The organism is Streptomyces swartbergensis (assembly GCF_002148965.1).
Classification (GTDB): domain Bacteria; phylum Actinomycetota; class Actinomycetes; order Streptomycetales; family Streptomycetaceae; genus Streptomyces; species Streptomyces swartbergensis.
In genome coordinates this window covers 1-14180 of record NZ_NGFN01000228.1, presented here as the reverse complement: position 1 = coordinate 14180, position 14180 = coordinate 1, and the positions used below count along the sequence as shown (strand labels likewise).

Genomic DNA, 14180 nt, shown 5'->3' with positions numbered 1-14180 from the left:
CCCGCGGACCGCAGTAACCCTCTGAACCCCCACCCCCACGCCTGCACAGCACGCCAGCCCGTCCAACCCTCGCCACAGCACGGAGGCACACCCATGAGCTCGACCAGCAGAAAGTACCGCCGCACCGCCTGTACGGGCCTGGCCCTGGCCCCCCTGGTGGCGCTGGCCGCCTGCGGCGGAGGCAGTGGTACCGATGCCTCCGCCGAGGCCGGGAGCGGCAAAGGCACCATCAGTGTCTGGGCCCACCAGGGCCAGAAGAACGAGGCAAGTGCGCTGCAGAACGCGGTGAAGTCCTTCAACTCCTCGCAGAACAAGATCAAGGTCGACCTGAAACTGATACCCGAGGCCGACTACACCAAGACCATCACCGCCACCGACGCCGCCGAGCTGCCGGACGTGCTGGAGTTCGACGGCCCGACCATGGCGAACTTCGTCTACAACAAGAAGCTCGCGCCGATCGACACCTACGTGTCCGCCAAGACCATGGACAACGCCACCGACGCGAGCAAGGCGCAGGGCGAGGTCGACGGCAAGCACTACGGCCTGGGCATGTTCGACTCAGGGCTCGGTATCTACGGCAACAAGAAGCTGCTGGACGCGGCCGGGGTGAAGTATCCGACCAGCCTGTCCGACGACTGGACCGCTGAGGAGTTCACCGCCGCGCTCAAGGCGCTGAAGGCCAAGGACTCCGACGGCAAGACCCTCGACCTCCAGGAGAGCGGCGGCTACGCCAACGAGTGGGGTACCTACGGCTTCGCCCCGATCGTCTGGTCCGCAGGAGGGTCACTCCTCAAGGACGGCAAGGCGGAAGGCGCCCTCGACACCCCGGCCGTGGTCTCGGCCCTGAAGACCTTCCAGTCCTGGAAGACCTACGTCGACCCCAACACCGACGGCAACGCCTTCGCCAAGGGCCGCGTCGCCCTCAGCTGGGTCGGCCACTGGATGTACCCCGCCTACAGCCAGGCCCTCGGCGACGATCTCGTCGTCCTGCCGCTGCCCGACTTCGGCAACGGTCCCAAGACCGGCCAGGGCTCCTGGGCGTGGGGCATCGGAGCCGACACCAAGAACGCCAAGGCCGCCGGCACGTTCCTGGACACCCTCCTGAACGACACCAACGTCACCGCCATGACGACGGCCAACGGCGCGGTGCCCGCCACCAAGACCGCGCTCGCCAAGAGCAGTCTCTACAAGGAGGGCGGCCCCCTCCAGCTCTACGCCGACCAGCTCGCCAAGCCCTGCGGCGACAGTGACATCACCAAGTCCTGCGTCGCCGTCACCCGCCCGGTGACCGCCGGATACCCCACCGTCACCGCGAAGTTCAGCGAGGCCCTGAACTCCATCTACGGCGGCGCCGACCCCAAGAAGGCCCTGGAAAAGGCCGCCCGCGCCATCGACCAGGACTTCTCCGACAACGCCGGCTACAAGATCCCGTAGGACCCGTCGGCCGGGGCGGGCTCGCACACCGCGCGCCCGCCCCGCCGGGAACAGGACCCTCCCGTGACATCCGTGGAACCCGCGCCCGCCGTGCCGTCCGGCCCGGAGCAGGCCCCATCCGTGACATCCGTGAAGCCCGCGCGATCGGCGCGGCCGGGCCGCAAGAACCGCGACTGGCTGCACGGGCTGCTCATGTCCGCCCCGGCCGTCGTCGGACTCATCGTCTTCGTCGGTGTGCCGTTCGGCTACGCCCTCGTGCTCTCCTTCTACAACGTGCGCCTCGGCTCCCCGCTGGAGCCCACCTTCTTCGGCCTGGAGCAGTACCGGCGGCTGTTCACCGACCCTGACCTGTCGGGCCCGTTCCTGCGGGCCCTGCTGAACAACCTGACCTTCGCCGTGGTCGTCGTACCGGTACAGACCGCCCTGGCACTCGGGCTGGCGATCCTGCTCAACCGCAAGCTCAAGGCGATCGGCCTGTTCCGGTCCCTGTTCTTCATGCCGGTCGTCTTCCCGATGGCGCTGGTCGCCGTGATCTGGCGTCTCATCCTGGCCCGCAGCGACCAGGGCATGCTCAATTCGGCACTGGACGCGGTGAGTTTCGGCAACTGGGGTGCCTTCGACTGGCTCGGCGACGGCGCCACCGCGATGGCCTCGATCATCGTGCTGTCGATCTGGCAGGGCGTCGGCTTCCAGATGGTCATCCTCCTGGCCGGCCTCCAGCAGATCCCCGGTGAGCTCTACGAGGCCGCCGAACTCGACCGCGCCGGCCGCTGGCAGCAGTTCCGCCACGTCACCCTGCCCGGCATCCGCGGCACCCTCGTCTTCGTCGCGATGCTCACCTCGGTGCTCTCCTTCCGCGTCTTCGACCAGGTGTACGTCCTCGTCCGCGGCGGCGGCCTGGACGAGGACGCCACCCGCACCGTGATGTACCAGGCCGTCACCACCGCCTTCGACCAGAACAACATCGGCCAGGCGTCCGCGATCACCGTCGTCTTCTTCCTGATCGTCGTCGTCCTGACGCTCATCCAGCGCCGCGTCGTCCGGCCCGGAAACGAGGACTGACCCATGGGCACCACCCCCACGCCCCTGCGCCGCTTCATGGACTACGCCGTACTCGGCGTGCTGGCCCTCATCTTCGTGCTGCCCGTGATCTACCTGTTCCTGGGCAGCCTCAAGCCGTCCGACGAGGTCCTGAACGGCCTGTCCGGCTTCCTCCCCACCCACCTGTCCTTTGACAACTACTCCGCCGTCCTCGAAAGCCTCAACTCCGACAGCACCGGCTACTTCTGGCGCTTCATGGGCGTCTCACTGCTCCTCGCGTTCGTCGTCGTCACCGGTGGCCTGTTCGTCAACTCCATGGCCGCCTACGGGCTGTCCCGACTGAAGTGGCGTGGCCGGAACGCCGTCTTCACCCTGATCCTGCTGCTGATGCTGATCCCGTTCGAGTCGGTGGCGGTTCCGCTCTTCTACATGTTCAACGACCAGCGCAACACCCTCCCCATCCTGGCGCTCCCGTTCATCGCCAACGCCTTCTCGGTCTACCAGTTCCACACGTTCTTCCGCTCGATCCCGCCGAGCATCGAAGAAGCCGCCCGCATCGACGGCGCGGGTCCCTGGCGCACCTTCTTCGCGATCATCGTCCCCATGTCGAAGCCGGCCTTCGCCTCCGTGGCGATCCTGACCTTCCTCATCCAGTGGGGCTCGTTCCTGTGGCCGGTGCTGATGGTCTCCGACCCGTCGGTACGCCCGCTGCCGCTGGAGATGAGCGTCTTCCAGGGCCAGCAGCCCCCGGACTGGGGCCAGATCCTCGCCTTCGGCGTCCTCCTGGTCCTGCCCGTCCTGGTGGTCTTCGCCTTCTTCCAGCGGTGGTTCGTCCAAGGTGTCGCCAGCTCCGCCGTCAAGGGCTGAGCGGGAGCCGCCGAGTTGCACGCCTCTGCCCATGCTGCCGGCGTGGTGGCGGGAGGCTGAGGGGCGGGGTTGAGCAGCGAGCCTTCGGGTCGCCGCTGAGGCCGATCAGCAGGCCGCGCGCGACGAGCCGGCGGACCGGAACGCGGTGACGTCGGCCCGCTCGCTGTACGCGGGTTCGGCGTGCCGAGCACTTCGGCGATCCGGTCCGCGGGGACGCTGTGCGATCGGCTGGCGGAAACGCTGTGCGATCGGCTCGCGGCGACGCTGTGCGATTGGCTCGCTCGGGGAGTGCGGCCCGGATCGCGTCCGGGTCGATGGCCTCTACGGCAGCCCGCGACCAGTCGGAGTTGGAGGCTGTCGGGGGCCGGGACGAGGCCGGTGTGCCGCGCGCCCACCGGAAGGCCGTGATCGGTACGCGGAGGCCTCCGGCGGCCTGGCTCCGTGACAGCAACAGCCCCTATCCGTCGGCAGATCACCGGGGCGAGTGGTTGCGAGGCGGTGTGCAAGGTGGAGCAGATCTGCCAGGTGCAGGACCCGTCCATCGAATCCTCCGAGGTCGATTGCCGCGCGTATCGCGTCTTCTGAGCTGGCGGTCGTGCGCAGGGCCCAGACGGCGGAGCCCAGGCAGGGCCAGACGGCACCGTCGAACTCGGTCGCCTGATCCACGCGGATGACGTGGAAGATCGCGGTGCCTTCCCAGGCCGCGCGGTCACCGTGGGTGAGGGCAGCGATGCGGCGGGCCGCGTCCATGGTGGCTTCTTGGCCGGCGGCCGCGAAGTCGACCGCGGAGGTCGATGCCCGCATCAAGGAGCCGTTTCCCGCTGCTCGTTGGTTGACCTGGAAAGCCCTCTGACACGCAACCCAGACGACAACTGGCTGGGCATCATTGGCACGGTGAGGGGCGGACTCAGTTGCCGACGCCGAGGCTGGACATGAACGCGGACGGGTATCGGTCGCCGCGCGCCGCGCCCGGCGGCACCGCCTTCTCGATCTCGGCGAGGTCGTCCGCGGTGAGGATCAGCTCCATCGCGGGCAGCGCCTCGGACAGCCGCTCGCGGGTGCGAGCCCCGACCAGCGGCACGATGTCGTCGCCCTGTGCGGCCACCCAGGCGATGGCCAGTTGAGCGACCGTGCACCCCTTCGCGTCGGCGACCCGGCGCAGAGCCTCTACGAGGCGGAGGTTGTGTTCCACGTTCCCGCTCGAGAATCGGGGACTGTGGCTGCGACTGTCGCCGGGGTCGGCGCTGCGCTCGGCCGTCCAGCGTCCGGAGATGAGGCCGCGGCTGAGGACGCCGTACGCGGTCAGGCCGATGCCGAGCTCCCGCAGCGCAGGCAGGACCTCGGCCTCCACGGCGCGGGAGATCAGCGAGTACTCGATCTGGAGGTCGGCGACCGGGTGCACGGCGTGCGCCCGGCGGACCGTTGCCGCATCGACCTCGGATAGTCCGAGGTGTCGCACGTACCCCGCGTCGATCATCTCCTTGATCGCGCCCACGGTCTCCTCGACCGGTACCGCTGGGTCCAGCCGGGCGGGACGGTAGATGTCGATGTGATCGGTGCCCAGGCGGGTCAGCGAGTAGGCCAGGAAGTTCTTCACCGCCTCGGGGCGGCCGTCGAACCCGCCGAACTCCGGGCCCGGTCCCCGCAGCATGCCGAACTTGACACTCAACTGGTAGCTGTCCCGGTCCCGGCCGCGCAGCGCCTCGGCGAGCAGCAGCTCGTTGTGGCCCATCGCGTAGAAGTCGGCGGTGTCGATCAGCGTGACGCCGGTCTCCAGCGCGGCGTGCACGGTGGCGATACTTTCCGCACGGTCGGCAGCGCCGTACGCGCCCGACATGCCCATCGCACCCAGGCCCAGCGCGGAAACGGCCGGGCCGGTGGTGCCCAGGATTCGTGTCTGCATCGCGTTCTCCTTCGTCGTCGGTCTGCCACCCACCCTGCGCCCCCACCGCGACGTACGGGAGCGGAGCGTTCATCATGGGAGAGCCGCTCCCTGGCTCGGCTCGCTCCTGCGCAGGACCATGGGGAACATGCAACGTGACCAGCTCGCCGACTTCCTGCGCCGCCGCCGCGAGGCGATGCGTCCGGCCGAGGTCGGCATTGCCGACGGCCCTCGCCGCCGCACCTCCGGCCTGCGCCGGGAAGAGGTGGCCATGCTCGCCGGCATGTCGGTGGACTACGTCGTACGCCTCGAGCAGGGCCGCAGCAGCCAGCCCTCGGTCCAGCTGCTCGGCGCGCTGGCCCGGGCGCTGCGCCTCTCCGACGACGAGCGTGACCACCTGTTCCACCTGGCCGGCCACCGGCCCCCACCCGCCGACGGAGTGGCCCGCCTGGCCCGCGCCGGCCTGATCCGCATGCTCGACTTGCTCGGCGACACTCCGGCCCTGGTCCTGTCCGACCTGGGCGAGGTCCTCGCCCAGAACCGGGCCGCCCTGCTGCTGACGGGCGACCACACGGGCTTCTCCGGCGACCGCCGCTACGTCGTATATCGCTGGTTCACCGAGCCCGCGGCCCGCGCCGTCTGCCCGCCCGAGGAGCAGGAGTACCACGCCCGCCGGCTCGTGGCCGACCTGCGCGCGGCCGTCGGCCGCCGGTCCGGCGACCCCGCGGCCGCCGGACTCGTCGACCGGTTGCAGGCCACGAGCGCCGACTTCCGTCGGCTCTGGGCCGAGCACGAGGTGGCGGTCCGGCGCGCCGACCGCAAGACCTTCCTCCACCCGAGGGTGGGCCGCCTGGTGATGGACTGCGAGACCCTGGTCACTCCCGACCAGGGCCAGCAGCTGCTGGTGCTCACCGCGGCGGACGCCGAGGCCCGCGAGCGGCTGGAGCTCCTGCGGGTCATCGGTGTCGAGGAATTCCCCATGGGGGCAACGGGCCCGACGACACGGTGAAGCCGCTGGCCATGGGGCACCGGTCCGGTATTCGGCGGTCAGGTCGGCGGAGTGGCACTCCCACAACTGCAGGGTGGTGGGACGGAGTTGAGGTTCATGGCCCGCTGGGCGGCCGCCGGGATCAGGATCATCGGCCACGTCCGGGACCATCTGGCGGGCCGGATCCGCCGTGACATGGGCAAAGGCCCCGCGCGGTGGCCACCGTGATCGACTCACAGAGCGTGAAAGCGGCTGAGCCCGTCTCCAAGGCCACCCGGGGCTACGACGCAGGCTAGACGCTGATCACCTGGGCCGCCATCGCCCTCATAACCAGGCCCCTCGCCCGTAAAAGCAGGCCCCAGCTGGCCGAGGAAACCCACCGCTGTCGACGGCTTACCGGCGAAGGAGCGCTGGACGAAAGAAGCCTCAGCCCATGGAGTTGCTGCCTCGGCCGGGATCCTTCAGGAACTGTCCGGGATCCTTCAGGAACTGTCGCTGGTCGTCGAGGAATCCGTTCGCGAAGAGCGAGCGGGGGGAGAAGAGCGCGGTGAGCGTGGTCTTGACGCCCGACTGCTCGATGGACTGCTTGAGCAGTGAATGGGTCGCGTGCGGGTAGCGTTTGACCGTCAACGCACCGCCTGCGTCCAACACCTTGCGGTAGACGTGCTCCGTGTCGGCGGTGTCCACGTTGATGTCATGGCCTGCGAGGGTCAGCAGCACCGGTATGCCGCGCAGGGCACGCAGGTCTTGCGTGGCGTCCGCGGAGTAGTTCTTGGAGATGAAGCTCCAGCGGTCGACGGTCATGCCGTCCGTGTCACCGCGCGTGGCCTCGACGTACTCCTCGAAGGTCGCATGGCGTGCCAGCAGTCGGCGGGTGGTGTCGCTCTTGGCGATCGCGGCCTTGGTGCGGGCTGACGACGCGCCGTCGGCGCGCAACTCGGCGAGGAGATGGTAGCGGCCCTGCTGGAGCCAGTTGATCGCGGGCGAGACGGCGATGACGAACCTCACCGGGGTCTTGGCCGCGATCTTCGGCAGGACCCAGCCCGCCTGGCTGGCGCCCCAGAGCCCGATCCGGTCGCCGTCGATGTCCGGGCGGGCGCGCGCCCAGGCGATGGCGGCGGCTGCCTCGTCGGCCCGGTCGTCCATGGACTGGTCGAGCCAGTTGCCGGGCGCGCCTGCGACGCCGGGCTTGTCCCAGGACAGAGAGGCGTACCCGGCCTTGGCGTTCGCTTCCCACATGGGCCTGTAACCGTCGTCGTGGGTGGCGTCGATGGGGCCGTCGCCGTGGACGTACACGACCAGGCCGTGGTGCTCGCGGCCGTCCTTCGGGGTGGCCAGTACGCCGTTGAGGGTGTGGCCGCCGTGGCGGATCGAGACCCGCTGCTCGTCCATGTCGTAGGAGTTTTGCCACAGCACCACACCGACGAGACCGGCCGCCACGACCAGGACCGTGGCGAGTGACCACACGGCGATGCGGAGCCCGCGCCGTCGGGGCTGGGTCTTTGGACACATGGGATGGCCGCCTCTGTTCGGGTTTGGGCAGACGCCCAAGCTATCACCCCGGGAACGATCGTTGTGAGTATGATAGATTTTGGGCTTCAGTCGCAGGGTGAAAGGGGGGACGGCATGGCAGCACTGGACGCGACAGACCCCGGGACCGGACCGGTGGCGGTCCAGCGAGGCGTACCGGTTGGAGCCGAGCGGCGGGCGGCCGAGCTGTACTGGGACGCCTTCGGCCGCAAACTCGGTCCCGCACTGAACCCGCCGGGCAAGGCGGTGCCCTTTATCGCCGCCCACCTGAACGCCGATCGCGCGGTCTGCGCGCTCCTCGACGGGCAGCTCGTCGGCCTCGCCGGCTACCAGCTCGGCGGGCGGGCCCTCACCGGGGGGTCGGCCTCCGCCGTGCTGCGCGCGTACGGACACCTGGGAGGACTGCACCGACTCCTGCTCCTCGCCCTGTTCGAACGCCGGCCGGCCCCCGGACAGCTCGTCATGGACGGCATCGCCGTTGCCCCGGACGTGCGCGGCCGCGGCGTCGGAAGCCTGCTCATCGAGGAAGTGGCCGCCGTCGCGGCGGAACAGGACTGCCGGAAGATCAGACTGGACGTGATCGACACCAACCCGCGCGCCCGAGCCCTGTACGAGCGGCGCGGCTTCACGGCCGTACGGACCGAGCGCACGCCCTACCTCCGCAGGTTGCTGGGGTTCGGCGCGGTGACCACCATGCACCGCCCCGTCGAGGCGGACGGACCGAGAGGACTGCGCACACCGTGACCGACCACGTCGAGATCCCCACCCGCATGCTCGTCCACGCGCTGATCCGGGAGGACGGCACGGTCAGCGCGGACGAGCTGTACACCGTCGCCGCTACCCTCGGCATGAGCGACCAGCAGGTACGGCTGTGCGTCAAACGCCTCGTGGCCGAGAGCCGGTTCACCCACGAAGGCCGCGGTCGCAAAGCAGTGCTGCACGCCACGGAAGACACCACACAGGCCCTGGCCCCCAACGCGGACTTCCTGCGGCACGCATTCCGCCAGGACGCCGGGCTCGCCCCCTGGGACGGCGTCTGGCACCTGGCCGCCTTCGCCGTGCCCGAATCGGCGCGCACGGCCCGGGACGCCCTGCGCGAGACGCTCGTCCACCTCGGCGGCGCCCCGCTCCAGGGCGGACTGTACGTCTGCGCCAACGCCTGGGAACCGTACGTCGAAGACGCGGCGCACCGCCTCGGCGCCCACGGTGCGCTCACCCTCCTCAGCACGACGGACCTACGCAGGGGCGACACCCGAGAGCCCGCCGAACTTGCCCGCCGCCTGTGGCCCTTGCAGGAGATCGCCGACCGCTACCACCACCTCAGCCGCATCGCCCAACCCCGCCTCGACCGGCTCACCGGCTCTGCCGGACTCTCCCCGTCCGAACTGCTCACCATCGCTGTCGAGCTGGCGGCCGAACTCACCCGTGCCATGGAGCCCGACCCGCTGCTGCCGCCTCAGCTCCTGCCCCAGCCCTGGCCCGGCACCCAGGCCAGGGAGCTCATCGCCCGGTGCTGGGCGGCCTTGCGCGAACGCGACGACGGCGAAGCCCGGCCGACCCTCTTCCGCCTCTACGCCGACATCACCCGAGAGGCAGCAGACCGGGCCACGCGCTGAAGACCCGACGGACGGGGCAGGTCATGCCTGTTGGGCGACAGCACCGAGAGAGCACCCGCTTTTGGGGCAGACGCGCATCAGGTCAACGTTGTGCACTGTGATCCGTGATCCGTGATCCGTACCAACCGGTGCACGCCATCACCGTCTGCGCCGGCAGATCGCCCTGGCCGCGCTGCCGAAGGCCCGGTGAGCACCGCGGGCCCGGCCTCAACAGACGAGTAAAGAGAAGGAGAGGAGCGTCCATGGCGGATCGGACACAGGCCGAGCAAGCGCTCGCCCGTTCCTCACGACCGGTGACGGCAGCGTGAGCTTCGACATCACCGATCTGTCGGTGGAGCACCGTCCGGGCGGCGCCGCTGTGCTGGCCTACCGACTCACGGTGGAACGCCCCGGGCGACAGGACGAACGCTGGGCGGTCGCACTGCCTTGGAAGGACAGCACCTTCGCCGACGTCCTCGCCTCGCCCGCCCCGGAGCCCGACCGGCTTCAGCAGCTGCGCCCCGGATCGCGTGCGGGGGCGTTGAAAAGTGCAGACTGGTCCACCTTGCGAATGCAGCCGCGGCCTGTGATTGAGGGAACCCGGCCACTCCCCATACCGTCATGCCGGCCCGCAGCCCCGCTTCGACGCCGGACGGGGCGTCCTCGATGACCAGGCAGTCCTCGGGCCGGACACCGAGCTGCTCGGCGGCCAGCAGGTAGGGCACGGGCGAGGGTTTGCCTTCTTCCACCGCGGCGGCGTCCACGATGACGCGCGGGACCGGCAGACCCGTCCGGGCAAATCGCCCGCGCACCCGGTGCTCGTAGTTGGAGGTCACCAGCGCCCACGCCCCCGACGGCAGGGCGCCCAGCAGCTGCGACGCGCCGTCGAAGGCCGCATAGACGCCGGACCGGACGTCCTCGTCCTCCAGTTCATGCAGCGCAGCCAGGCACTCCCTTGGATCCTGGTCCGGAGCCACCTCGGCGAAGGTCTCCATCGGCCGTGTCCGCAAGGCCACCCGGTAGACCTCAGCCGCGTCAAGCCGGTATCGCCCCGCCCAACTTGCCCAGACCCGGCGCTGGTTGTCCACGGCGTCGATCAACGTGCCGTCGACGTCGAAGAGGACGCACTTCCTGGGGCCGGACTGCACACGCCAACTGATCAGCCGTGATCATGCCAGGAGGGCCCGCCTTGCGGTGCCGGGCGTACAGGCGGGAGCCGGTCTCGCGGCGGGCGGCGCGTCGTAGGAGGGGCACCGCGAGGAGGAACCCGAGGACCGCCCAGGCGGTCAGGACCAGGGCGCCATGGACAGTTCACAGGAACAGGCCGCCTCGGCGGTCCGTGCCGCAGGCCCCCCACCTGTCCGTAACGCGGTGACTCGTCCGCCAGGTCGTCGTCGAAGCACACGAGCATGTGCAGTTCGGCGACGGTCCCGTCGTCCCATTGGATGGAGCGGAGCGTATGCGGCATGGTGCCCGCGGCGTCCGCGATGATCGCCGCGTCGCGGGCATCGGTCTTGCTCTCGCCCGGGTGGAAGTCGGCGATCCGCGGCATCGTCAGACCGGGCAGATGTGACCACCTTGAAGCCCGCGTCGAGGGCAACCGCCAGAGGCAGAACGCCGATCGAGGCGGGCTGGTCGACGACCACGAGCACGGTGCCGTACTTCGCGGCGACCTTGTCCAGCATGGCCCCCAGCTTCGGCTCGCTGTTGGACAGAGGTCCGCGAACAGAGCCTGTCCGGTGGAGAACACCCGGTACGCCAGGACCACCAGCAGAGCTCCAGACGCCGCCGCGGGGCTGTCATATCGCGTAGGGACTTCCTCCACGGCGTGTGGTGGTGGGCCATCTCTCAGGAACGGAGGTTCAGGCGATGGAGGCCGAAATGATGGCGGATACAGCCAGGTTGCAGGACGCCGTCACCCAGACCGCGGGATGAGGCTCTGTCTCGACCAGCGTCGCACCAAGGCGCCCCGGCGTGATCAGGTCCACCACCAGGAACGCCACAGCCATCATCACCAGACCCAGCAGCCCGAACGCCGCGGTCGAGACCAGCCCCTTGCCGAAGTCCTCGTACGTCGTCCAGATGGACGTGAACACGATGCCACCGATACCGAGCAGTGCGGAGCTGAGCACCATGGCGGCGTTGCGATTGCGCTGCTCCCAGATCTGTCGGCCGAGCTTTCCAGGCGTCAGCACGTCGACCAGGACGATGCCGAGGACCAACAGGACCAGTCCCAGGCCGCCGTATGCAGTGGCCCGCCCGAGTCCGTTGACGATGTCGCTCATGGGGTTGCCGACTCCGAAGGGTAGAGATCGTGAGTGATCGCGGTCAAAGAGAGGCAAAATCTAGCGCATACGTTCCGGCTGCTGATCGGCCCCCCGCACCTTCCTGCACCTCCGGGAGGTCGGAACGGACGCCATTCGATCCCGTTTCGGTTGTACGGCCATGTCAGCCAGCAGGGCGGCGACGCGGACGTGGGCGAGGCCGCTGGCGGCTGCTCGGGCAGGTGCGCGGACGGCCGGGAAGAGCAGCGCGCACAGCAGCGGGTACACGACGTCGCCGGGTTCTGCGGTGTGAAGCTGGGCGTCCTCATGGTCGTCCACGTGGATGCAGCCGCTCAGTGGACGGCGGTGGTGGCGTTGCCGTCACGGTGCAGCCCGACGCGCGCAGTACCGGCCGCCACCGGCGTCCCTGCGGCGGGTGCGARTCTGGCGGCGACTCGCCCCCGCCGCCTTGAGCCGGTCAGGTTCGTCCGTGTAGGAGGTGAAGTTCGAGCGGACCGCGTCGGCAGTTCCGTGACGGAGTCCGCTCGGCCGCGCTGACGAGGGATCAGGCCGTGTTGCAGTGGCAGCCCGTACCGGCTGAGGATCTCATTGACGGGCTGATGCCAGGTCTGGCCGCCGCCACTGCAGTTGCCCCAGCCGCCGGAGGTGACCCCTTGGGCCTGGTCGCCGCTGATGAAGGATGCCGATGTAAGACCGCTCCCAGCCATACACGGCCGCACTCGGCGAGCCGCAGTGCCCGGCGGTGACGAAGCCGCCGTGGACGGAGAAGCCGATGGAGCAACGGACGTTGCCGGTGTAATAGGGGTCACCGCCCACGGTGCCGGCGGCAAAGGTACGTGGTGCGGTGGAGATCTGGCGCACCGTCATGGGGCCCACTTCGCGGGCTCGGGCGAGGAAGGCCCGGACATCGTTGTCGTCCCGGTGCGCGGCGAGGATGTTCACGACGACCTTGTTGGCCTTCGGATCCACGTGCCAACTGGCGACTCCGGCAGGCGCGGACGGCGCGTCGATGCTCTTCTTCGCTGCGTCGAGTTGCCGCGCGTCGTACCGCACCAGGCGTACGGCCGCTCCGGTCGCGCGTACGGCGTCGGCTTGTGCGGCGCGGGTGACGGCGACGGTGAGTTGGCCGCTGTCGGCGTCGAACCAGGAGCCGCCGTAGGCGGAACCGGCCGCGGTATGCGCCTTGCGTTCGACCGCCGTCGCGATCTTCTCCGCGGCCAGGCGTGCCTCGGCCTCGTTCCGCGTCAGCGCCAAGTCGCGCTGCAACGGGGAGAGGAGCTCGGGGAAGGCCGGTGTTTCGGTGGAGCGCGCGTTCGAGCAGGTCATGGCTCGCATCAGCGTTGCCGGTGCGGACCCGGCAGACCCAGGACGCGGCCCGAGCAGGTCGTCGCCGGCAAGGGCTACTCGTCCACCGAAGATCCGCGCCTACCTGCGCAGGCGGGGAGGTGAAGGTCACAGAAGCATACCGGGCGTTTTCTGGCTCCGATCTTCACGGAAGGCTCACAAGTTGGCTAAGTTGACCACTGCGTGCACGACTTCTGCCGATGGAACAGGTGGTTTCGTGCACTCTCGGACGGAAGGAGCGCCCTTTTCCATGGCGTCGGAACGAACCTCGCGCCCCGAAGTGACCGACTTCGCGGGCAAGGCCAACTCCCTTGTCCCGGAGGCCTTCACTGTCGAGGCCCGGCTCTCGCAGTCTGCTGGTGCCCGCGTTGGCGAGTGAGAGCGAGGGGCCGAGCCCTGACGAGGTCCGGCGGTGGGTCGACAGTCTCTACGACCGGGCCGAGAGCGATACGGGTACCTTCAACGCGACCCGCGCCGCTGCGATCCCGCGCCAGCGGGGCGCGGCCGGCCGCAGCCGGTTCCAGGGGGGCACGGAGCCCGCGGTCGGAACCCTTGCCCGGCAGTGGTTCGACGCCGCCCGTGCCAAGCTGGGCCCGACCGTGCCGGTGTCGCAGCCGGACAGGAGGCTGCCGGTCCGTCCCGAGCTCGCGCCCCAGGCAGCACGACCCGTGCGCCCGGCGGAACGTCCCGCGGAACCCCGCGCTCTCGAAGCGCCCCAGGCGCCCACCGGTGTTGCGTGGGAGCTGACCGGCGGATCAGCTCAGGCACCGACCACTGGATTCCTCCCGGAGCTCTCCGACCAGCGTGTCGCACCGGCTGCGGCAGGCGAGTCCCGGCGGGACGAGAGCGCCTGGCATGCCGGTGCACAGCCGGGCCTCGGCGACCTGGGGGCGCGGCCGCTGTACGAGCCCGCACCGGCGCCCGCCCCGGAGTCCAGCCCACTGCCCGGCCCGCAGTCCGCCGCGGCGCTGCCCACCGTCCCGCATCCCACCGCGGGTACGCACCATGCGGATCTTCCAACAGGCGGGATGGAGACGTACGGTGGCGGTCCTGCGGCCGGTGCGACCGCACCGTATGCCACGGCTCTGTCAGCCGATCCCACCGCTTACTACACCTCCGGTCCACCGGCCGACGTGACCACCGCGACCTATGGCGCCGGTCTGCCCAGCATCCCTGCAACTGCCCTGGCGGCCCCTGTTGCGGCAGTGCCCGCC

At 69.8% G+C, this 14180-nt stretch carries 11 protein-coding genes and 7 pseudogenes; 10 read left to right on the top strand and 8 right to left on the bottom strand.

The annotated features are described in order from the left end of the window. Positions 1-93 precede the first annotated feature (93 nt). From CA983_RS29345 to CA983_RS29335, 3 genes are all read left to right on the top strand, one after another. The gene (locus CA983_RS29345) at positions 94-1434 is read left to right on the top strand and encodes an ABC transporter substrate-binding protein (protein WP_086603843.1); all 1341 of its coding nucleotides are present in this window, start codon (positions 94-96) and stop codon (positions 1432-1434) included. Positions 1435-1497: 63 nt separating this feature from the next. After that, positions 1498-2496 (top strand): carbohydrate ABC transporter permease, encoded by a 999-nt coding sequence (locus CA983_RS29340; RefSeq protein WP_086603842.1) that lies wholly within the window; start codon positions 1498-1500, stop codon positions 2494-2496. 3 nt (positions 2497-2499) lie between these two features. Next, complete coding sequence (locus CA983_RS29335; protein WP_086603841.1) at positions 2500-3342, top strand: carbohydrate ABC transporter permease; 843 nt, start codon at positions 2500-2502, stop codon at positions 3340-3342. Positions 3343-3828: 486 nt separating this feature from the next. Here CA983_RS29335 and CA983_RS48260 read toward each other — a convergent pair. Together CA983_RS48260 and CA983_RS29325 are read right to left on the bottom strand one after the other, a co-directional pair. Continuing rightward, positions 3829-4185: pseudogene (locus tag CA983_RS48260) on the bottom strand (ADP-ribosylglycohydrolase family protein); the annotation flags it as partial. Between the two features lie 64 nt (positions 4186-4249). Further along, positions 4250-5245 (bottom strand): aldo/keto reductase, encoded by a 996-nt coding sequence (locus CA983_RS29325; RefSeq protein ID WP_086603840.1) that lies wholly within the window; start codon positions 5243-5245, stop codon positions 4250-4252. 127 nt (positions 5246-5372) lie between these two features. Between CA983_RS29325 and CA983_RS29320 the strand changes: the two genes are divergently transcribed. Beyond that, entirely contained in the window at positions 5373-6233 is an 861-nt protein-coding gene (locus tag CA983_RS29320; protein ID WP_086603839.1) for a helix-turn-helix transcriptional regulator, read from the top strand. 93 nt (positions 6234-6326) lie between these two features. Next, positions 6327-6505 (top strand): annotated as a pseudogene (locus CA983_RS45330) (IS5-like element IS4811 family transposase); the annotation flags it as partial. A gap of 133 nt (positions 6506-6638) precedes the next feature. On the opposite strand, the gene CA983_RS29315 reads toward CA983_RS45330, so the two are convergent. After that, on the bottom strand, positions 6639-7724 hold the full coding sequence (locus CA983_RS29315; protein ID WP_086603838.1) for an alpha/beta hydrolase family protein: 1086 nt from the start codon (positions 7722-7724) through the stop codon (positions 6639-6641). A 114-nt stretch (positions 7725-7838) separates the two neighbouring features. Between CA983_RS29315 and CA983_RS29310 the strand changes: the two genes are divergently transcribed. Together CA983_RS29310 and CA983_RS29305 are read left to right on the top strand one after the other, a co-directional pair. Further along, on the top strand, positions 7839-8486 hold the full coding sequence (locus tag CA983_RS29310) for a GNAT family N-acetyltransferase (protein ID WP_086603837.1): 648 nt from the start codon (positions 7839-7841) through the stop codon (positions 8484-8486). Continuing rightward, positions 8483-9358, top strand: a complete 876-nt coding sequence (locus CA983_RS29305; RefSeq protein WP_086603836.1) for a PaaX family transcriptional regulator C-terminal domain-containing protein — start codon at positions 8483-8485, stop codon at positions 9356-9358. The genes CA983_RS29310 and CA983_RS29305 overlap by 4 nt, the downstream gene beginning before the upstream one ends. A gap of 374 nt (positions 9359-9732) precedes the next feature. Here CA983_RS29305 and CA983_RS29300 read toward each other — a convergent pair whose 3' ends face one another. The 5 genes and pseudogenes from CA983_RS29300 to CA983_RS29275 all read right to left on the bottom strand — a co-directional run. Continuing rightward, the gene (locus tag CA983_RS29300) at positions 9733-10500 is read right to left on the bottom strand and encodes an HAD family hydrolase (RefSeq protein ID WP_244207150.1); all 768 of its coding nucleotides are present in this window, start codon (positions 10498-10500) and stop codon (positions 9733-9735) included. Further along, positions 10499-10683: pseudogene (locus CA983_RS48255) on the bottom strand (ABC transporter permease); the annotation flags it as partial. The gene CA983_RS29300 and the pseudogene CA983_RS48255, both read right to left, overlap by 2 nt. Before the next feature lie 35 nt (positions 10684-10718). After that, positions 10719-11052, bottom strand: a pseudogene (locus CA983_RS29290) (IS110 family transposase); the annotation flags it as partial. Between the two features lie 147 nt (positions 11053-11199). Then, positions 11200-11622, bottom strand: coding sequence for a DUF350 domain-containing protein (locus tag CA983_RS29285; RefSeq protein WP_086603835.1), 423 nt, complete (start codon positions 11620-11622; stop codon positions 11200-11202). A gap of 557 nt (positions 11623-12179) precedes the next feature. Next, a pseudogene (locus CA983_RS29275) lies at positions 12180-12900 on the bottom strand (S1 family peptidase); the annotation flags it as partial. Between the two features lie 34 nt (positions 12901-12934). Between CA983_RS29275 and CA983_RS45325 the strand changes: the two are divergent. The 3 genes and pseudogenes from CA983_RS45325 to CA983_RS47280 all read left to right on the top strand — a co-directional run. Further along, positions 12935-13066 (top strand): annotated as a pseudogene (locus tag CA983_RS45325) (IS5/IS1182 family transposase); the annotation flags it as partial. Positions 13067-13216: 150 nt separating this feature from the next. Further along, entirely contained in the window at positions 13217-13345 is a 129-nt protein-coding gene (locus CA983_RS48990) for a hypothetical protein (protein WP_279628481.1), read from the top strand. Next, positions 13335-14180: pseudogene (locus CA983_RS47280) on the top strand (hypothetical protein); the annotation flags it as partial. The gene CA983_RS48990 and the pseudogene CA983_RS47280, both read left to right, overlap by 11 nt.

Excerpts from the sequence above, each read along its gene's own strand:
- CA983_RS29345 (WP_086603843.1), top strand. The coding sequence starts at position 94 with ATGAGCTCGACCAGCAGAAAGTACCGCCGCACCGCCTGTACGGGCCTG.
- CA983_RS29335 (WP_086603841.1), top strand. The coding sequence starts at position 2,500 with ATGGGCACCACCCCCACGCCCCTGCGCCGCTTCATGGACTACGCCGTA.
- CA983_RS29325 (WP_086603840.1), bottom strand. The coding sequence starts at position 5,245 with ATGCAGACACGAATCCTGGGCACCACCGGCCCGGCCGTTTCCGCGCTG.
- CA983_RS29320 (WP_086603839.1), top strand. The coding sequence starts at position 5,373 with ATGCAACGTGACCAGCTCGCCGACTTCCTGCGCCGCCGCCGCGAGGCG.
- CA983_RS29315 (WP_086603838.1), bottom strand. The coding sequence starts at position 7,724 with ATGTGTCCAAAGACCCAGCCCCGACGGCGCGGGCTCCGCATCGCCGTG.
- CA983_RS29310 (WP_086603837.1), top strand. The coding sequence starts at position 7,839 with ATGGCAGCACTGGACGCGACAGACCCCGGGACCGGACCGGTGGCGGTC.
- CA983_RS29285 (WP_086603835.1), bottom strand. The coding sequence starts at position 11,622 with ATGAGCGACATCGTCAACGGACTCGGGCGGGCCACTGCATACGGCGGC.
- CA983_RS48990 (WP_279628481.1), top strand. The coding sequence starts at position 13,217 with ATGGCGTCGGAACGAACCTCGCGCCCCGAAGTGACCGACTTCGCGGGC.